This is a genomic window from Synechococcus sp. MEDNS5, assembly GCF_014279875.1.
Taxonomy (GTDB): Bacteria; Cyanobacteriota; Cyanobacteriia; order PCC-6307; family Cyanobiaceae; genus Synechococcus_C.
In genome coordinates this window covers 1,323,881-1,341,543 of sequence record NZ_CP047952.1, presented here as the reverse complement: position 1 = coordinate 1,341,543, position 17,663 = coordinate 1,323,881, and the positions used below count along the sequence as shown (strand labels likewise).

22 protein-coding genes are annotated in these 17,663 nt (G+C 58.7%); 13 read left to right on the top strand and 9 right to left on the bottom strand.

Translation table 11 applies throughout. The annotated features are described in order from the left end of the window. Positions 1 to 109 precede the first annotated feature (109 nt). From SynMEDNS5_RS07230 to SynMEDNS5_RS07200, 7 genes are read left to right on the top strand one after another with little or no spacing between them, the layout of a single operon-like run. Positions 110 to 1,288 carry a pyridoxal phosphate-dependent aminotransferase gene (locus SynMEDNS5_RS07230; RefSeq protein WP_186582769.1) on the top strand — a complete coding sequence of 393 codons (1,179 nt, stop codon included), beginning with the start codon at positions 110 to 112 and terminating at the stop codon, positions 1,286 to 1,288. A 47-nt stretch (positions 1,289 to 1,335) separates the two neighbouring features. Next, positions 1,336 to 2,235: a putative selenate ABC transporter substrate-binding protein gene (locus SynMEDNS5_RS07225; protein WP_186582768.1), complete on the top strand. Its 900-nt coding sequence runs from the start codon at positions 1,336 to 1,338 to the stop codon at positions 2,233 to 2,235. Beyond that, positions 2,232 to 2,990: a phosphonate ABC transporter ATP-binding protein gene (locus SynMEDNS5_RS07220; protein ID WP_186582767.1), complete on the top strand. Its 759-nt coding sequence runs from the start codon at positions 2,232 to 2,234 to the stop codon at positions 2,988 to 2,990. Before SynMEDNS5_RS07225 ends, SynMEDNS5_RS07220 begins: the two co-directional genes overlap by 4 nt. After that, the gene (locus SynMEDNS5_RS07215) at positions 2,990 to 4,516 is read left to right on the top strand and encodes a phosphonate ABC transporter (protein WP_186582766.1); all 1,527 of its coding nucleotides are present in this window, start codon (positions 2,990 to 2,992) and stop codon (positions 4,514 to 4,516) included. Before SynMEDNS5_RS07220 ends, SynMEDNS5_RS07215 begins: the two co-directional genes overlap by 1 nt. 25 nt (positions 4,517 to 4,541) lie before the next feature. Beyond that, positions 4,542 to 5,210 (top strand): GDSL-type esterase/lipase family protein, encoded by a 669-nt coding sequence (locus SynMEDNS5_RS07210; protein WP_186582765.1) that lies wholly within the window; start codon positions 4,542 to 4,544, stop codon positions 5,208 to 5,210. A gap of 35 nt (positions 5,211 to 5,245) precedes the next feature. Further along, positions 5,246 to 5,479: a hypothetical protein gene (locus tag SynMEDNS5_RS07205; protein WP_186582764.1), complete on the top strand. Its 234-nt coding sequence runs from the start codon at positions 5,246 to 5,248 to the stop codon at positions 5,477 to 5,479. 11 nt (positions 5,480 to 5,490) lie between these two features. After that, positions 5,491 to 5,769, top strand: coding sequence for a hypothetical protein (locus SynMEDNS5_RS07200; RefSeq protein ID WP_186582763.1), 279 nt, complete (start codon positions 5,491 to 5,493; stop codon positions 5,767 to 5,769). Here SynMEDNS5_RS07200 and SynMEDNS5_RS07195 read toward each other — a convergent pair. The 5 genes from SynMEDNS5_RS07195 to SynMEDNS5_RS07175 all read right to left on the bottom strand — a co-directional run bounded on the left by SynMEDNS5_RS07195 (position 5,763) and on the right by SynMEDNS5_RS07175 (position 8,451). After that, positions 5,763 to 6,167 (bottom strand): hypothetical protein, encoded by a 405-nt coding sequence (locus SynMEDNS5_RS07195; protein WP_186582762.1) that lies wholly within the window; start codon positions 6,165 to 6,167, stop codon positions 5,763 to 5,765. The two genes, SynMEDNS5_RS07200 and SynMEDNS5_RS07195, sit on opposite strands and share 7 nt — an antisense overlap. Further along, positions 6,164 to 6,400 (bottom strand): hypothetical protein, encoded by a 237-nt coding sequence (locus SynMEDNS5_RS07190; RefSeq protein ID WP_006041641.1) that lies wholly within the window; start codon positions 6,398 to 6,400, stop codon positions 6,164 to 6,166. Before SynMEDNS5_RS07190 ends, SynMEDNS5_RS07195 begins: the two co-directional genes overlap by 4 nt. A gap of 111 nt (positions 6,401 to 6,511) precedes the next feature. Further along, positions 6,512 to 7,474: a hypothetical protein gene (locus SynMEDNS5_RS07185; RefSeq protein WP_186582761.1), complete on the bottom strand. Its 963-nt coding sequence runs from the start codon at positions 7,472 to 7,474 to the stop codon at positions 6,512 to 6,514. Between the two features lie 15 nt (positions 7,475 to 7,489). Then, the gene (locus SynMEDNS5_RS07180; protein ID WP_186582760.1) at positions 7,490 to 8,113 is read right to left on the bottom strand and encodes a DUF938 domain-containing protein; all 624 of its coding nucleotides are present in this window, start codon (positions 8,111 to 8,113) and stop codon (positions 7,490 to 7,492) included. A 5-nt stretch (positions 8,114 to 8,118) separates the two neighbouring features. Further along, positions 8,119 to 8,451, bottom strand: coding sequence for a helix-turn-helix transcriptional regulator (locus SynMEDNS5_RS07175; RefSeq protein WP_186582759.1), 333 nt, complete (start codon positions 8,449 to 8,451; stop codon positions 8,119 to 8,121). Positions 8,452 to 8,572: 121 nt separating this feature from the next. On the opposite strand from SynMEDNS5_RS07175, the gene SynMEDNS5_RS07170 reads away from it, so the two are divergent. Genes SynMEDNS5_RS07170 through SynMEDNS5_RS07145 form a run of 6 tightly spaced genes read left to right on the top strand, consistent with a single transcriptional unit; the run spans position 8,573 to position 14,582 of the window. After that, entirely contained in the window at positions 8,573 to 9,595 is a 1,023-nt protein-coding gene (locus SynMEDNS5_RS07170; protein WP_186582758.1) for an ArsJ-associated glyceraldehyde-3-phosphate dehydrogenase, read from the top strand. After that, positions 9,592 to 10,845, top strand: coding sequence for an organoarsenical effux MFS transporter ArsJ (gene arsJ / locus SynMEDNS5_RS07165; RefSeq protein WP_186582757.1), 1,254 nt, complete (start codon positions 9,592 to 9,594; stop codon positions 10,843 to 10,845). The genes SynMEDNS5_RS07170 and arsJ overlap by 4 nt, the downstream gene beginning before the upstream one ends. A 47-nt stretch (positions 10,846 to 10,892) precedes the next feature. After that, a complete protein-coding gene (locus tag SynMEDNS5_RS07160) occupies positions 10,893 to 13,064 on the top strand; it encodes a glutamine synthetase III (RefSeq protein ID WP_186582756.1) in 2,172 nt (723 codons plus the stop codon). Positions 13,065 to 13,100: 36 nt separating this feature from the next. Continuing rightward, positions 13,101 to 13,769 (top strand): hypothetical protein, encoded by a 669-nt coding sequence (locus SynMEDNS5_RS07155; protein ID WP_186582755.1) that lies wholly within the window; start codon positions 13,101 to 13,103, stop codon positions 13,767 to 13,769. 53 nt (positions 13,770 to 13,822) lie between these two features. After that, complete coding sequence (locus tag SynMEDNS5_RS07150; RefSeq protein ID WP_255440052.1) at positions 13,823 to 14,314, top strand: thermonuclease family protein; 492 nt, start codon at positions 13,823 to 13,825, stop codon at positions 14,312 to 14,314. A 16-nt stretch (positions 14,315 to 14,330) separates the two neighbouring features. Further along, positions 14,331 to 14,582, top strand: coding sequence for a hypothetical protein (locus tag SynMEDNS5_RS07145; RefSeq protein ID WP_370593512.1), 252 nt, complete (start codon positions 14,331 to 14,333; stop codon positions 14,580 to 14,582). 196 nt (positions 14,583 to 14,778) lie between these two features. On the opposite strand, the gene SynMEDNS5_RS07140 is transcribed toward SynMEDNS5_RS07145, so the two are convergent. The 4 genes from SynMEDNS5_RS07140 to SynMEDNS5_RS07125 all read right to left on the bottom strand — a co-directional run bounded on the left by SynMEDNS5_RS07140 (position 14,779) and on the right by SynMEDNS5_RS07125 (position 17,660). Beyond that, positions 14,779 to 15,006 (bottom strand): hypothetical protein, encoded by a 228-nt coding sequence (locus SynMEDNS5_RS07140; protein WP_186582753.1) that lies wholly within the window; start codon positions 15,004 to 15,006, stop codon positions 14,779 to 14,781. A gap of 13 nt (positions 15,007 to 15,019) precedes the next feature. Next, positions 15,020 to 15,265: a hypothetical protein gene (locus SynMEDNS5_RS07135; protein ID WP_186582752.1), complete on the bottom strand. Its 246-nt coding sequence runs from the start codon at positions 15,263 to 15,265 to the stop codon at positions 15,020 to 15,022. Between the two features lie 20 nt (positions 15,266 to 15,285). Continuing rightward, on the bottom strand, positions 15,286 to 16,242 hold the full coding sequence (ppk2, locus tag SynMEDNS5_RS07130; protein ID WP_186582751.1) for a polyphosphate kinase 2: 957 nt from the start codon (positions 16,240 to 16,242) through the stop codon (positions 15,286 to 15,288). A 68-nt stretch (positions 16,243 to 16,310) separates the two neighbouring features. Continuing rightward, positions 16,311 to 17,660 carry an ATP-binding protein gene (locus tag SynMEDNS5_RS07125; RefSeq protein WP_186582750.1) on the bottom strand — a complete coding sequence of 450 codons (1,350 nt, stop codon included), beginning with the start codon at positions 17,658 to 17,660 and terminating at the stop codon, positions 16,311 to 16,313. Positions 17,661 to 17,663 lie beyond the last annotated feature (3 nt).

The window sequence follows — 17,663 nt, the reverse complement described above, 5'->3', positions numbered from 1 at the left end:
CTTCCTCGGACAAGAGCCTCTCAGCATTGGCGCTTGGTTGTCTGTGACACAACATCAGGCAGGATGAGAACTCTCGTACCTGCGCATCCACTGGAGGGGTGCCGCGCTGATGTCACGCCCGCTCTCTTTGTCCAGCCGGGCTGAAGCCCTGCATCCATCGCTCACGCTGGAGATCAATGCTCGGGCCAAGGCCCTGCAGCAGGAGGGGCGCGACATCTGCAGCCTCAGTGCTGGCGAGCCTGATTTCGATACTCCCGACTTCATCGTTGAGGCCTCCATCGAAGCCTTGAGAAACGGAATCACCCGCTACGGCCCCGCTGCTGGCGATCCCCATCTGCGTGAATTGATTGCCGCCAAGATCAGTAACAGCAACGGAATTCCCACCACAGCAGCGCAGGTTCTGGTGACCAATGGCGGGAAGCAGGCGATCTACAACCTTTTTCAGGTTCTCTTGAATCCCGGCGACGAGGTGTTGATCCCTGCGCCCTACTGGCTCAGCTATCCGGAGATGGCCCGCCTCGCCGGTGCCCGTCCGGTTGCTGTTCCCTCGTCGGCTGACGATGGTTTCCGCCTTGATCTGAATGCTCTTGAGGCCGCCATCTCACCGGCCTCCAGGGTGCTTGTCATCAACTCTCCCAGCAATCCAACAGGAAGGGTCCTTAGTCGCGAAGAGCTGTTATCCATCGCTGAGCTGGTGCGTCGTCACCCCCGGCTTGTGGTGATGAGCGACGAGATCTACGAGTACCTTCTCGACGACGACGTGACGCACTTCAGCTTTGCGTCTCTTGCTCCTGATCTGCAGGATCGCTGCTTCATGGTGAATGGCTTCGCCAAAGGGTGGGCGATGACCGGATGGCGCCTGGGGTACCTCAGTGGTGATCAATCCGTGATCAAGGCCGCCTCCGCTCTCCAGAGTCAGAGCACCAGCAATGTGTGCAGTTTTGCCCAGCAGGGGGCTGTGGCCGCACTCTCCGCTCCGATGGACTGCGTAGAGACGATGGCCGAAAGCTACAACCGCCGCCGCGCCTTTCTTGTGACAGGTCTTGAGAAGCTGAGTGGTATCACCCTGGTGCCGCCTCAGGGTGCGTTTTATGCGTTCCCTCAGTTGCCAGAGGCTTGCGGCGACTCCATGAGCTTCTGTCACAGAGCACTTGAGGAAGTGGGATTGGCGATTGTTCCCGGGGCCGCCTTCGGCGATGACCGCTGTGTGCGGGTGTCTTGTGCGGTCTCGCGTGAGACGATTACGGATGGCCTGGCCCGATTGGCCCGCCTGCTTGCTGTGAATTGACACCCTTTTCGCAGTTGCCGAAGCATCGTTTCACCAGAAACCAGTTCATGCCCATTCGAGAACGAGGGGCCGTCGCCCTTCTGGCTTTGTCTCTCTGCCAGGGGGTAACGGTCCTGCCGTCCATGGCCAAACCGGCGCTTCGCGTCGGTGCCATTCCCGATCAGAACCCCGAGCGACTGAATCGTCTCTACGACCAGCTTGCTGATGAGCTTAGCGACCGTCTGAAGGTGACCGTTCGCTACGTGCCGGTGAGCAATTATCCCGCCGCAGTGAGTGCCTTCCGGACCGGAGGCCTTGATCTGGTCTGGTTCGGTGGCCTGACCGGAGTTCAAGCGCGGCTGCAGACCCCTGGGGCCAAGGTTTTGGCGCAGCGGGATATCGATGCCCGCTTTCGCAGTGTGTTCATCGCCAACACTTCAGCTGGTCAGCAACCGATCCAGTCCATCAACGGTCTGGCCAGTTTGCGGGGGAAGCGGTTCACCTTCGGATCGGAGAGCTCAACGTCCGGACGTTTGATGCCGCAGCATTTTCTGGCGAAGGCAGGGGTTACTCCCAGTCAGTTCAGCGGAGGCCGGGCGGGCTTCAGTGGCAGTCATGACGCCACCATCGCTTTGGTGCAAAGCGGGGCTTACCAGGCGGGTGCTTTGAATGAGCAGGTCTGGGCGTCCGCTGTGAAGCAGGGGCGGGTGAACACCGACAAGGTCGCCGTGATCTGGCGAACCCCTGAATATGTGGATTACCACTGGGTGGCTCGCCCTGATCTTGATCAGCGCTTCGGCTCTGGTTTCACAACACGCCTGCAAAAGGCGATTCTGGCTTTACAGCCAACCACCCCCCGCCAGACCACGATTCTCGAGCTGTTCGCTGCCAAACGCTTCATTCCTGCGGATGCCAGCCAGTACAAGCCGATCGAAACCGTGGGTCGCCAGCTCGGCAAGATTCGTTGAGTTCGCTGCTCCAGCTTGAACAGGTTCAGTTGGCCGGCTCTCAAAGAGACCGGCTGACCAGCCTGTCGCTGCGGATCCACAGCGGTGAGCGTGTGGCTCTTCTGGGGCCCAGCGGCGCCGGCAAGAGTTCATTGATTGCCGTGATCAATGGCACTCTGATCCCTCAAGAGGGAACGGTTCTCTGGCGCGGCCGCAGTCTTCAGCAACGCAACCGCCGGCAGCGTTGTGAGATCGGCACCCTCTGGCAAGACCTGCGTTTGATTGAAGAACTCAGTGTTGGGCAGAACATCAATGCCGGCGTGCTTGGTCGGCGTGGGCTTCCCTGGGCGTTGGCAAATCTTCTCTTCACCATCGGCGCTGAGCCCTGTCTGCAGTGCTTGCGTCAGGCTGGATTGGAGCCCCAGGTTTTGGGCTCCGAAGGTTTGGATCGGCCCGTGCAGCAGCTGTCGGGTGGTCAGCGACAACGGGTTGCCCTGGCTCGGTTGTTCCGGCAACAACCATCTCTGGTTCTTGCCGATGAGCCTTTGGCCAGTCTGGACCCAGCCATTGCCGCCGAAGTGCTCGATCGCCTTCTGGAACAAGATGCTGATGGCTCCCTCGCCCACGGTGCGGAAGCGGTGTTGGTGTCGTTGCATCGACCGGATCTGATCCTTCGCTTTGACCGGGTTCTCGCCCTGCGGGATGGGCGCCTGGTGATCGACGCACCGGCAAGGGCAGTGACGCCTGGGGAGCTTCGGGATCTCTACGCACTGTGATGGCTCTGCCCCGGCTCAGTTCACCCGCGCTCGCGCTGCTGCCAGCCCTGGCACTGCTGCCGGTCTTGATCACCGTTCTCGCTGGGATTCACGCCGGTGGCGTTGAGATCTTGACGGCATTTGCCTCTGCAGCGGTGCATCCGTCCCTTGACCCACTGCTGCTCAAAGCTCTGTTGAGAGCTCTGCAGGTCACGCTGGCGATGGCTTTGGCTGGATGGAGTCTCAGCCTGGTTCTTGGGGTGCTGCTTGGGTGCTTTGCCTCAGAACGGCTCATGCAGACCTGGAGTTGGCCAACCTGGCCAGCGTGGATCCTTCGCCGTTCCCTGGCACTGCCTCGATCAGTGCACGAACTGATCTGGGGACTTCTGCTCCTGCAGGTTCTCGGCCTGCATCCCTGGGTGGCGGTCGCGGCAATCACGATTCCCTATGCGGCCCTGGTCGCTCGCGTTTGGCGCGACCAGCTGGATGCCCTTGATCCATCCAGGCTTCAGGCTCTGCTGCAGGGCGGTGCGCCTCCCCTTGCAGCCTGTTGCACTGCACTGTCCCCCGCCATGGGCACGGTGTTGGTGAGTTATGGCGGGTATCGGCTGGAGTGCGCGTTGCGAAGTGCCACGCTGCTGGGTGTCTTTGGCCTGGGTGGCCTGGGCACTGATCTGCAACTCAGCCTGCAGTCTCTGCAGTTCCGGGAGCTTTGGAGTGGGCTTTGGTTGCTGGGCCTTCTCAGTGTTTCTCTGGAGGTCCTGCTCACGCTTTGGCGACGTCGATCCCGCCAGGCCCAGGCAGGCCAGCGGCGCCTGTGTCTCTTCCTCGCCGGCGTGATTTTGGCGGTAATCACAGGAAGTATCTGGCTCCATGAGTTGCTGCCGGATTCCGGCAGTGTCGTCTGGCAGGGACTGGCATTTCCGGACTGGAGTGGTCTCACGCAGGCGGCTGCGGAACTTCCCTGGTGGCGGCTGATCTCTGAGACGCTCCTGCTCACAGTGCTGGCCGCTGGGATTGCAATTGGACTGCCTCCGCTGGCGATGTTGTTGGTCCCTTCGCGGCCGTGGCAGGTCGTTTTCAACGCTGTTTGGGCTCTCGTGCGTCTCATCCCCCCACCGCTCACTGTGTTGCTTCTGCTGCTGAGCAACCGTCCAACCCTTGCGATCGGTGCGTTGGCGCTCGGATTACATAACGGTGGGGTGATGGGACGTCTGTTGCGCGAGGAACTTGAGCAGCAGCCTGCTGATCAACAGCAGGCCATGGACGCGTTGGGCGCTACGGCACGGCTCAGCTGGCTCTATGGCCTGTTCACGCCGCGTAGCCCCGGATATCTGGCTTATGGGGCCTATCGCAGTGATGTGATCCTGCGGGAGACCGTTGTGGTGGGCCTGATCGGTGGAAGTGGACTGGGCTGGCAGTTGCTGGAATCGCTCAGTTCGTTCCATTGGGATGCTGTTTTGGTGTTGATCGGGGCCTACGCCTTGATCACCCTGCTCGGGGAGTGGCTCAGTGATCAGTGTCGGAACCGTTGGCTGCAAAGCTGATCACCCGTTGTGAGTGACTGAATCCATGCGCCATCCCCGTCAACTGGTGGTGATTGGTGATAGCGGCGTGGTCGGTTGGGGAGACACCGAGGGTGGCGGCTGGTGCGAACGGTTAAGGCGTTCCTGGATGGCGCTCCCGGATGCACCTGTGATCTATCCACTGGGGGTTCGCGGTGACGGGCTCGAGTCGGTGTCGCAACGATGGGAAGCTGAGTGGGCCTGTCGCGGTGAGCTGCGACGCCAATATCCGAAGGCTTTGCTGGTGGCAGTAGGCCTCAACGATTCCGCCAGGGTTGGGCGTGCCGACGGCCGGCAGCCGCTTGATGCTCAAGCCTTGCGCTTCGGGTTCGAACAGATGCTTCATGCCATGAGGGCTCGAACCCAGGTGTTTGTTCTGGGACTGTCGCCGGTGGATGAACAGGTGATGCCATTTGCTGACTGTCTCTGGTACAGCAACAACGACATTGCCGTGCATGAAGCTCAGATTGAAGAGGCCTGCCTCGAAGTAGATGTCCCCTTCTTGCCTCTTCACGCGGCCATGCAGACAGAACCGGGTTGGCTGGGATGGATTGAGCCTGACGGCATCCATCTCAACACTGCCGGGCATCACTGGATTGAGCAGCGGGTTCGGTCGTGGGATGCGCTCCAACGCTGGGCAGGTCTGGAGTTGCAGGCACAGCTCACCTGGACCTGAGGCCCATCAGAATTGCTGGAGTTATGAGATCAGGCATGCGCGTGTTTGTTGTTGTCTTGGTCGCCGCACTTCAGGCGGTGCCAGCCCTGGCGCAGCAGGATCCGGTGACCTGTGAAGCGTTTTCCAGTGGTTTCACCACCGCTGATGGCTGTCTGGATGGGACGCAACCCTCATCGGGGCCCATTCCCAAGGATCAGTGGAGTGTGGATTACGACGATGATTTCTGGCCAGACGGTTGGTATGGCCCAGGCATCGGAGACACCTTCTGAGTCGAGGCGACATGCTGATTCGCTCGCTTTGGTTGGCGTTGATGGTGGGGGCACTGATCAGCACCGAGGTTCTTGGTTGGAGTTCGCCTGCACGGGCTCAATCATTGGATGAGCTTCAACGCCAGCGACTGATTACACCTGCTGTGCGGGATGTTCTTGAAAAGCACGATGCCCAGACTCCATCCCAGCGGCAGGCCGTGCTGGATCAAGCCTGCAGAACCGGTGAGCTCTCCCCCTTGGATTGTGATTTCATCGGTCGCGGAATCCGCCGCCGTCGGCGTGATCAGTGAGTGCGCTGGCTGTTGAGCAGTTGAGCAAGCTCACCAAGGGGCCATCCCAGATTTCTGAGATGGCGCAGCAGGCCTTTTGAAGCCTGGTAATACCCATCGCTGTACTGAGGCGCGTAGCCAATTTCCTTCAAGGTGAGCATCAACAAGCGATGTTCTCGTCGGGTTCCCTCCCGCTCTTCCAGAATTTGAAACCCCCGTTCCTCAAGATCAATTCGGGTTTGCCCACTGAGGTCTTCACTGAAGCCGAGCTGGATCACGTGGTCGATCTCCCGGTAAGCAGTGAAAACACGTGCTCCCTGGTGATCCTCCAGAAATTGATACCGCTCAGTCACGGCGATCACCGCTTCCATGCACGGTGCCAACAAGGCCTGCTCAAGGGTGGCTTGCTCGAAGGTCATGACAGGGCACCTCCGGCGGTCAGGCGCTCTTCGCATGCCATTTCGTAATTGCGGATCGCACCGGCGGGAATGGAACCGTTGCTTTTCAGTTGACGTACCGACAATTCAACGCATTGCAAAACAACGCTGGTGAGTTCTCGGCCCTCGCACAGGGCCCAGCTGCGCAGCAGCACGTGCAGGCTTGGCGGAACGGAGACCGTCAACTTCACCTGGTTTTCCCGGGGGACGGCCATTGCTCGGGACGGCTGAATGTGTTGATCCTAGCTCAGAGTGACTGTGGGGCAACTGTGAGGTATCTCTGAAGTGGCTGTGTGGTGGCTCTGTTCGCCGGGGCAATGCAGGGGTTACATCAAGACCAGTTGCAGAGAAGACGCCACGGCAATACTCACGCCAACGCCGACGCTGGCTTTGAACAGATCTCTGACCAGTTGTTTGATGGCGTGCCCTGGGGAGGATTGATGCAGCCTTGCCACCAGGGCCAGCTCCCGACCGGCCAGTAAGCCAAGGAACACCCAGGTGGTGCTCAGGGGAATCATCGACATGCTGAGTGCCCTGGTGAACAAAATCATTCCGAACACGAGGTCGATCAATGTTGCGGATCGGATGTCGTGGATATTGATCTTGCGACGAATGATGCTTTGGATTGGTCCACCTCCCCAGGCAAAGATCAGGGCGAGGGCCGCGCAGATCACGGCAATGCTTAAAAAGAGTTCCGCGAGGCTCAATCGCCTCGGCAGATACACATACAGGCTGGCGGCGTTTTGAATCATCCACTGACACCACAGCCAGGCTGTACTCAACCACTGCAGAACGACCCACCGTTTCGGCAGCGTTGTTGAAGCAGGTTTATTGCTGCGGCTGAACTGTTGCTCCAGCAGCCAGAGCCCCAGCCCATAGAGCAGCAGGCTGATAACCAGTGAGAACAGGTATCCCAGTGCTGAAGTCTTCACAAGCGCCGTGGTCTGCATCGGTGCAAATGCAGAGAGCACCAGGATTGAGGTTCCGATCGGAGCTCCCCACCAGGTCAGTGCTGCAATCGTTAGCGGTGGGATCAGATAAAACCAGCTGAATGCGTCCGGCGGAGGGAATGATCCCAGTCGATCCCATGCCGGATCGCCGTGATACCTGATCCATCCAAAAATCAGGATTGCTGCCGTTGCCAGGCAGATCCAGAGCACTTGCAACCAGAGCGGTGTTCGTCCCCGATTGCTGACCAGGAATGTCCCCAGGGTCTGCAGGGAATCGTTGGCCGTGCAGGCCACCACGACGAGCACAAAGCCCAAGCCCTGAATCAGTGTGCTTCCCATTAAAAGAGCAAGCTTCTATCGCTCAAAAAGGATGATTCTGTTGTTTGATGGCATCGAGCGAATGTCTTGAAGAGAGAGTCCTGCCCTTTGGGCTTCTGCAATCACGGCTTCTTGATCGCGCACCCCCCAGCTCGGATTGCGTTCTCTCAGCGAGTCGTCGAAGTTTTGATTGCTTTCGCTCACATGCTCCCCTTCAACGCGAAATGGCCCGTAGATCAAGAGGCGGCCGCCGGGGGATAAGTGTCGAGCTGAGCCGTACATCAGGGCCTGCGTGCACTCCCAGGGAGAAATATGCAGCAGGTTCACGGCCACAACCATGGCCGGTGCAGTCGGCAGATCATGCACCCAGTCGGGTGCACACACATCCAAGGCCAGAGGTTGTGGCATGGCAGACGTCAGCTCCGTGTGGGCAATCCAGGCGCTGATGCTGAGGCAGTGGTCGGGGTCTGGATCGCTGCATTGCCAGGTGATCCTGGGAAATCGCTGTTGGAAGGCAACGCCGTGTTCTCCCGATCCGCTGGCCAGTTCGAGGATGAGTCCATCGGCAGGGAGGGCGTCGGCCAGTACGTCTCCGATCGCGTGTACATTGCGCTGCGTTGCCGGGAAGAACAACCGTGCATCGTCACTGAAACGCTCCATCGGCCTTATTCAGCGCAGCTGCTTGCAGGGGTTTCACAGGAGCGGGTGAGTTCCTTGAGCCAATTTTGCAAGGCATCCAGTGCTTGCGGCCGGATGCGGTAATACACCCACCGTCCGCTCTGACGATCACTGAGTAGTCCTGCTTCTTTCATCACCTTGAGGTGAAAGGAGAGGCGCGACTGGGATAGAGCGAGGGAACTGGTGAGATCGCAGACGCAGCGCTCACCGGTGGAGAGCTGGTCAAGAACCTGGAGGCGCAGGGGATCAGACAGAGCCTTGAGAAGGCTGCAGGCTTGCGTTGCCCTGAGAGGGTGTTGCGTGGCCTCGATGGATGGCATCGGCGAGGCAACAGCTGGTTTCAACGTTAGCGGTGCCGGTGAAACGCTTTGTGTGATCCAGGCACTTGCGGAATGACACGCGACTGATCAAGTTTATTTGGTGAATGCACGGCACAGTCCCATGCGGATCGGCATCAATGGTTTCGGGCGGATCGGTCGCCTTGTGTTCAGAGCCCTTTGGGGACGCCCCGGCATCGAGCTTGTTCATGTGAATGACCCAGCCGGTGACGCCGCGACCGCCGCCCATCTTCTGGAGTTCGACTCGGTGCATGGCCGCTGGGCTCGGAGCATCAGCAGCAGCGCTGAGGGATTCACTGTGGAGGGTTCCTTTCTCACATGGTCATGTGAGAAAGATCCCACCGCTGTGCCCTGGGCCGAGCGCGGGGTGGAAATGGTGCTCGAGGCCAGCGGCAAGATCAAAACACCGGAGACCCTCAACCCCTACTTCGATCAGGTTGGGCTGAAGCGCGTGGTGGTGGCTTGTCCTGTGAAGGGTGTCGTCGCCGGTGCGGAAGCTCTCAACATTGTTTATGGCATCAACCATCACCTCTACGAGCCTGATCAGAACCGGTTGGTGACCGCTGCCTCCTGCACCACCAACTGCCTGGCGCCGGTGGTGAAGGTGGTGCACGAGAGCTTCGGCATTGAGCACGGAATGATCACCACCATTCACGACATCACCAACACCCAGGTGCCGATCGATGCCTTCAAGAGTGATCTGCGCCGGGCCCGCTCCGGCCTCACCTCTCTGATCCCCACCACGACAGGATCTGCCAAGGCGATCGCGATGATCTTCCCTGAGCTCAAGGGCAAGCTCAATGGTCACGCCGTGCGTGTACCGCTGCTCAACGGTTCCCTTACCGATGCTGTATTCGAGCTCAAGCAAAGCGTCACGGTTGAACAGGTGAATGCAGCCTTTAAAGCAGCTGCAGAAGATTCACTGCAGGGAATCCTGGGTTATGAGGAGCGCCCGTTGGTGTCTTGTGATTACACCAACGACAACCGCAGTTCGATTATTGATGCGCTGTCCACGATGGTTGTTGATGGCACCCAGTTGAAGGTGTTCGCGTGGTACGACAACGAATGGGGATACAGCTCGCGAATGGCTGATCTCACCTGCCACGTGGTGGAGCGCGAGGCATGAAGCTCTCCGCCCTGAAGCAATACGGGATTGTGACCGCCAATTACTGGGCGTTCACGCTCACTGACGGCGCTTTGCGCATGTTGGTTGTATTCCACTTTCACGAGCTCGGATACTCCACTCTCGAGATCGCCTTTCTGTTTCTCTTTTACGAGTTCTTTGGGGTGCTCACCAATCTCTATGGAGGCTGGATCGGAGCCCGTTACGGATTGCGGCTCACCCTCTGGGTCGGGACGCTTTTGCAGATTCTGGCGTTGTTAATGCTGGTTCCCGTTGCGGAATCCTGGCCGAAGCTTCTGAGCGTGGTGTACGTGATGGTCGCCCAGGCGATCAGTGGGATTGCTAAAGACCTCAACAAGATGAGCGCGAAGAGCGCGATCAAAACGGTTGTTCCTGAAACGCCGGATGATGCTCAGAAGGGGGAGACGCAGTTGTTCAAATGGGTGGCGATTCTCACCGGTTCCAAAAATGCCCTTAAGGGGGTTGGATTTTTTCTCGGAGGAGTGCTGCTTACAGCGCTGAGTTTCAATGCTGCTGTGGCCTGGATGGCTGCGGGTCTGGCTCTGGCTTTTTTAGTCACCCTGGTCTTGCCTGGAGAGATCGGAAAGATGAAGGCCAAGCCGGCGTTTTCGTCTTTGTTTTCGAAGAGCAAGGGCATCAATGTTCTCTCTGCGGCCCGGTTCTTTTTGTTCGGTGCCCGCGATGTTTGGTTTGTGGTGGCTCTCCCAGTGTTTCTCGAAGCCTCTCTCGGCTGGGGTTTCTGGGAAATCGGCGGCTTTCTCGGCCTCTGGGTGATCGGATACGGCATCGTGCAGGGAACAGCCCCGGGGCTGCGTCGTCTCTGGGGACAGCGTGAAAGTCCCGGGGCATCGGCGGTGCAGTTCTGGAGCGCGGTACTCACGGTGATTCCCGCGCTGATCGCCATCGCCCTTCTTCGTGAGGTCGACGTGACGGTGGCGATCGTCGGTGGGCTGGCGGCTTTCGGAGTTGTGTTTGCGATGAACTCCTCAATTCACTCCTACATGGTGCTGGCCTACACCGATCAGGAGAACGTGAGCCTCAATGTGGGCTTCTATTACATGGCCAACGCGGCTGGTCGTCTGGTTGGAACCCTGCTGTCCGGTGCAGTGTTTCTGATCGGCGGAACGCCCACCTCAGGAATGCAGGCCTGCCTCTGGACTTCATCGTTGTTGGTGTTGCTCTCGTGGCTCACCAGCCTGCGGCTTCCCGCTGTGCGGAGGTCGGCGGCTTAGCGTCGAGTTAACGAGCTTCATCCCGTTGCCCTGCGGGTTTTTGCACCATGCCCCATCCCGCCCGTCTGGCTGCACTTCAGGCCATCCAGCAGCGCACGCCGTTGCACTGTGCGCCCGCGCAACCCCTGGAAGAGGTTTGGGCGAGCGACGTGTTCACGCTCGCAAGGATGAAAAGTGCCCTGCCCAAGGAGTCCTACAAAGTGGTCCGCCGCGTGATCCGCGATGGCGGGCGCCTTGATCTCGCTGTGGCGGATGTGGTCGCCCAAGCGATGAAGGACTGGGCTGTGTCCCAGGGCGCGCATTATTACGCACACGTTTTTTATCCCCTCACCAACTCCACTGCGGAGAAGCACGACGGTTTCATCAGCCCGCAAGGTGATGGTCAGGCGATCCATGAGTTCTCAGGGAAGCTCCTCGTGCAGGGTGAACCTGATGGCAGCTCCTTCCCCAATGGAGGCATCCGTTCCACCTTCGAGGCTCGTGGTTACACGGCCTGGGACATCACCAGTCCGGCTTATTTGATGCGCACCTCCAACGGAGTGACGCTCTGCATTCCCACGGTGTTTGTGAGCTGGACAGGTGAGGCTCTTGATAAGAAAACGCCTCTGCTCCGTTCGAATGCCGCCATGAACCGGCAGGCGAAGAGGTTGCTTCACCTTCTTGGCAACGAAGAGGTGGCTCCTGTGAACAGCTCCTGTGGGGCCGAGCAGGAATATTTTCTGGTGGACACTCAGTTCGCCACCCTCAGGCCTGACCTTCTGCTCGCGGGTCGCACGCTGTTCGGCGCGGCATCACCCAAGGGTCAGCAATTTGATGATCACTATTTCGGTGCGATTCCGGAAAGAGTGCAGGTGTTCATGCAAGACGTGGAGAGCCAGCTTTACAGACTCGGAATTCCAGCCAAGACCCGACACAACGAAGTTGCACCTGGCCAGTTCGAGATCGCGCCAGTTCATGAAGCCGCCAATGTCGCCACGGATCATCAGCAACTGATCATGACCACGCTGCGCAGTACCGCCAAGCGTCATGGGTTCACATGCCTGCTACATGAAAAGCCTTTCGCTGGAATCAACGGGTCCGGAAAGCATGTGAACTGGTCGGTTGGAAACAGCACCCAGGGCAACCTGCTGGATCCCGGCCGCACTCCCCACGACAACCTTCAATTCCTGTTGTTCTGTGCTGCAGTGATCCGCGGTGTGCATTGCAATGGTCCCTTGCTGCGTGCCGTTGTGGCGACGGCGGGCAATGACCATCGCCTCGGTGCCAACGAAGCCCCTCCAGCGATCATTTCCGTGTATCTCGGACAGCAGCTGGAGCAGGTCTTCCAGCAGATTCAACGGGGAGAGGTCACAGGAAGCTCCCACGGGGGAGTGATGCGTCTGGGTGTGGATACCCTCCCGGAATTCCCCAAAGATGCCGGAGATCGCAACCGCACCTCCCCCTTTGCCTTCACCGGAAACAGGTTTGAGTTCCGTGCTGTTGGCTCCGGCCAGTCTGTCGCTGGGCCCCTCGTGGCGATGAATACCGTGCTGGCTGACTCCCTGGAATGGATCAGCGATCGCCTTGAAGCTGAGATGGGCTCTGGCCAGAGTCTCGAACAGTCTGCGGCGGTGGTGATTCGGCAGATCATGGATCAGCATGGTTCCGCCGTGTTCGGCGGTGATGGTTACTCCGACGCGTGGCATCGGGAAGCGACCGACGATCGTGGCCTGGAAAATCTCCGCAATACCGCCGAAGCTCTGCCAGTGCTGCGCCGCGAGGAGGTGCGAAGCCTGTTCCAGCGCCATGGCGTGATCTCATCGGTGGAGATGGAAAGCCGCTACGAGGTGTATGGAGAGCAGTACTCCCTCGCGATTGAAGTGGAGGCCAAAGTGGCCCTCTCCATGGTGCGCACGCAAATCAGCCCAGCCGTTCAGAAGCATCTGAGCGCCCTGGCGCGCAGCCTGCAGCAGCAGCAGTCACTCGGACTTCAGCCTGAAACCCGCGATCTCCATCAGATCGCTGAGTTGCACAAGCGTATGGACGACCATGCAACGGCTCTGGCAGGGGAATTGCACCAGTTGCACAACGGAGACACCGCCGCGGCCATGAACCACTGCGCGGGTGTGTTGCTGCCTCGGCTGCAGCAGTTGCGTGAGGCCGTGGATGCCTTGGAGGAACACGTGGACGACGATCGCTGGCCCCTGCCCTCCTACCGGGAGATGCTCTTCGTTCGCTAAAGCTCCAACCTGGCTGATCCCGATAAGGTGAAGGGTGTGGGGACTTTCGCCTTGCCGCTCAACTCAGTTGCTGACTTACTCGACTGGGTCATCAGTTTTGATGCCCGCAAGGTGCGCTGTGAAGTGGATCTTCTGCGCCGCCGATATCCAGATGCCACAACCTATGAGCTCGCTGAACGTGCATTCAGCGATGCGCGATTGCGCGTGATTACGGCGGGAGCGGCGATGGGGTTGGCTGCGAATCCCGTCCTCAGTGTGGCTGGGGCGCTGGCGGATCTCTCCGTCACGACCCGGACTCAGCTGTTCGCTGCGGCCTGCGCCGCCGAGCTCCTGATTCCAGGTTTCCTTGAGAGTGAGAATGCTCGCCACGAGTTGCTGTTCCCGGTCTTCGGCTCCAGTGTGATCAGCCAAGTGGGTGTGGAGCTGGGGTTGAAGGCTGCGCACACGGCCACCCGTGAGATGGTGTTGAAACTGATCAACAAGCGCAGCCTCGCTCTGATTAACGGCGTGATGACCAAGGTGTTCGGGCGCAGAGTGAGTCAACGTGCTCTGATCACCAAGACGATCCCGCTGGTGGGCTGTGTGATCGGTGGCAGCTGGAATGCCATTGAGGTTCAGTTGATCCGCAACCGAACGCTCCGCTATCTCACGGCACAGGCCATGGAATCCGGTGAGTTCATCGACGTTGAGGTGGTACCAAGCTGATGGGGAGATTTCAACGACGGCACATTCGGGGTTCCTTGATCCTTGGTGCTGCATTGACCCTTTCCCCAGCGATCCTTCCTCCCAGGGTCGTCGCTGACCCTCATCCCCGTCAGGAGGTGACGGTTTTGACGGTGAACAACGGCCAGGAAGTACTTGTTGATCTTGAGGGTGAGGGACGTGCCGTCAGGCTGGCTTGCATTCAGGCACCGCTCGTCGAGCAGAGGCCATGGGCACAAAACGCCACAGATCAGCTTCGCCGTTCCCTTCAGCCTGGAAACGGCGTTGTTCTGGAGCTGCGTGCAAGGGACGTGTACGGCAGGATTGTGGCTCGATTAATCAACGATGGGGCTGATGTGGCTGCTCCACTCTTGAAGCAAGGTGCAGTTTTTGCCTACGACGGTTATCTGGGGCAGTGCAATGACGTCGATTACAACCGTCTTGAGCGTGAAGCCAAAGCGGCCCAGCTTGGGATCTGGAGTGTTCAAGGAGGCATTGAACGCCCATGGAATCTGATTGAGGCGTCCGGAGGACGACTTGAGCCTTGATCAGGTCGAAAGCGTCGTGGTTGACACAGTCGATCTGAACTGGTTGCGCCTAAATGAAAAGAGTCTCAAGAACGCGATGAGTTACGAGCCTGGCAGCCTGGAGTGTCGTTTGCTGATTGATGCCAAGCACCATCTTGAACTTGCGTTGGCATCCTTAAGCTCGCTTCCACAGAGTGATCACATTCAGCGGCAGCTCAAGGCCGTGCACCAGCAGCTTGAGGGTATGCATGATCTCAAGCGCAAACAACCGCTTCACTCCCCCGTCTGAACTGGAGCTGCTTGAACAGAATGGAGGGCCCGATCGGCTCTTCGATGTTTGAGAACAACAACCGCCCTGCATGGGTGAATTGGCTCTTTCTTGGAATCTTCTTGTGGTCCAGCTGGCAGCTTGCCGGGTTTTGGTTTGCCCAGCTCAATGGCGGAAGCTGACCGTGAGCACGACGCTGGTCTTCAGTGTTTCGGACTCATTCCCAAGTGACCGTGCAGCGGTAAGTGCTCGAATTTCCTGCGGTTCCAATCACTTCGCAGGATGTATCGGTCACGGTTTTGCCTGATGGAACCTTGGCTAGTGCACGATTGGTCGCAATGGCTTCACTGACGCCGCCCACCGTCACAGATCCCGCATGGGCAACCATGCTGTTGGAGAGAACCAAAAGCGTCGCCAGTGGAAGCAGTCGTTGCGCACAATTCATGGCTGTTGATAACTCATTCATTGAGACGTCGTGTATCGATGATGCGGGAGAGTTCGAGCACGTAACCGGCTGTACACCAGCGTCCATGGCTGCGGGCTCTGTTTTCAGGGTCTGATCGGATCTCAGCCGTTTCAGCCATCAACAGATCCAGGTCTCCCTGCGACAGTTCGTAGAGATCCTGTAACTCCACTTCCCTGCCTAGCAAATGACTTCGGAACCATTTGCGTGTCTGTTCTTGCGCGGGGATGTCATGAGGCATTCAACAATCTCTCCGTTTTTCTAGGTGTAGGGGTAGGCATTCGGCACGAAGAACTGTTCGTTGATCGGTGGGCGGGTGTAGTTGCCCTGTTCCGGCCGCGGCGGAAGTTCGATTGCTGGTGGGGTCATGTCTTCCCAGGGAACCTTGCTCAGTACATGTCGCAGGCAGTTGAGGCGTGCTCTGCGCTTGTCGTCGGCTTCAACGGTGAACCAGGGAGCCTCCGGAATGTTGGTGTGATTAAACATGGTGTCTTTCGCCTGGGAGAACTCCACCCAACGATTACGTGCTTCCAGATCCATGGGACTGAGCTTCCAGCGTCTGGTGGGGTCGTCGATTCGCGATTGGAAACGGGCCTCCTGTTCGGTGTCGCTCACCGAAAACCAATATTTCAGCAGCAGGATGCCGCTCTGCACCAACATGCGCTCGAATTTGGGCACGTCATCAAGAAATTGCTCAACCTGTTCAGGAGTGGCGAAGCCCATCACTCGTTCCACGCCTGCACGGTTGTACCAGCTGCGATCGAACACCACGATCTCACCGGCTGCAGGGAAATGTTCCACGTAGCGCTGGAAATACCATTGCGTTTTCTGTCGCTCGGTCGGCGTTCCGAGGGCAACGACACGGCAACCTCGGGGATTCAAGGGCTCTGTGAGACGTTTGATCGTGCCACCTTTTCCTGCCGCATCCCGCCCTTCAAACAGAACGATCATGCGGTAGCCGGTGTCTTTGATCCAGTACTGCATTTTCACAAGCTGGGTCTGGAGTTTCACCAGTTCGGCTTCGTACAGCTTTTTATTCAGCCGTTCGATTTTGTTATTCCGACCTTCCAACAGGTCGTCCAGCAGTTCTGCCGGACTGGCGAGATCCTGCTCGCTGCCCGCAAAGCTATCCAGGACGGTATCGGGAAGCTTGTCTCCGCTGTCCTTTTTTTTGTCATGGGCCTTGTGCTTGCCCTTGTCTTTGTCCTTGTGCGCCATGGTTTGGGAAGCCTTTCATTCATTGGTGACTGATTCCGCGCGTCACCCCTTCAGTGCAAATGTTTTTCTCAGCTTTGTGTGGGTTCTGAGCATTGGCGATCAGCAGGCAAGGGGAGGCTGAGGCGAATGGCGAAGCGTCCTGGAGGGTGCTGTTCGGAACAGAGATCCCCCTGCAGACACTCCAGGCGTCCCCCGTGAAGATTCGCCACGTGGGAGACGATCGCGAGCCCGAGCCCGCAGTGACCTTGTTGCCCTCGGGAAGAATCGAGGCGGTGAAAGGGCTGAAGCGCCTGTTCCCATTCGCTGGCTGGCATGCCTTCACCCTGGTCCCAGATTTCGATGTTGCAGCGTGAGTTCAGTTCACGCAGTCGCAGAACCACAGGGGCTGTTCCGTAAGAGAACGCATTGTCAATAAGGTTGGCGATCGCCCTGCCGAGGGCCACCGGTTTCACGGCCATGGAGAGAGGCATGAGATCCAGATGGAGTTGATCAGCTGGATGACTGCTGGCCACTTCTGACAGCAGCTGCTCGAGAGGAACCTCGACCGAGGCTTCACTGTCTCCACCTCCTGCAAACAAAAGAAACTGCCCCGTGATCCGCTCGAGGGACTGAAGATCACCAGCGCAGCGCTCTCGGTCTTCCGCCGTGAGTTGAGGCATGGAGAGCCGGAACTGAAGGCGCGTGATCGGTGCCCTTAGGTCGTGGGCAATTCCGGCCAGCATGGTGGCCCGTTCTTGGCGACTTGTGGCTAGGCGCTGCACCATTGCGTTGAAGCGCTTCGTGAGTCGTTGTACTTCCGGCGCGCCTCGAGCCGGTACAGCATCCGGTCCGCCCCCTTCCCCGACCCTGGCAAGGGCCTTCTCCAGGCTTCTCAGAGGGCCCTCGACCTCCACGAGCAGAAATAACCCGCCGCAGATGATGCCCGATCCAACCAGTGACAGTCCTAAGAGGGTTGGCTCTGGGGGCCAACGCATCATCGAGGGCACATTCACCTTCAACCAGATGGGCTCCAGGGGTGAAATCAGCTCAATCCAAATGCTGCGTTCATCCCCAGCTGCGCGGTGGGGATGGGCCATCGGGCAGTGGGACAATCTCTGACAAAGTTGTTGCTGTAGTGCCTCAGACTGACGTTTGAATCCTGCCGATGGATCCATCGGCGACGGTTCGGGCCGCACGGTGACCACCAGATCCAATCCGGTGAGTTCCGCCACCAGATGGGGTGGGTATCGCTCCAAGGCCAGTTCTGTGAGCCTGACGTTGAGGGCTAAGTCACGACCGAGCTGAATGGTCTGAAGCTGCTCCAACTGACGTCCAAACAAGGCCTGGAAGACCAGCAGACAGAAGGCCGAACTGCCGAGCGCCAGGGTTCCCCATCCCAGCAGTGAGCTGATGCGCTTCTGCCAGGACGGAGACGGCATGGG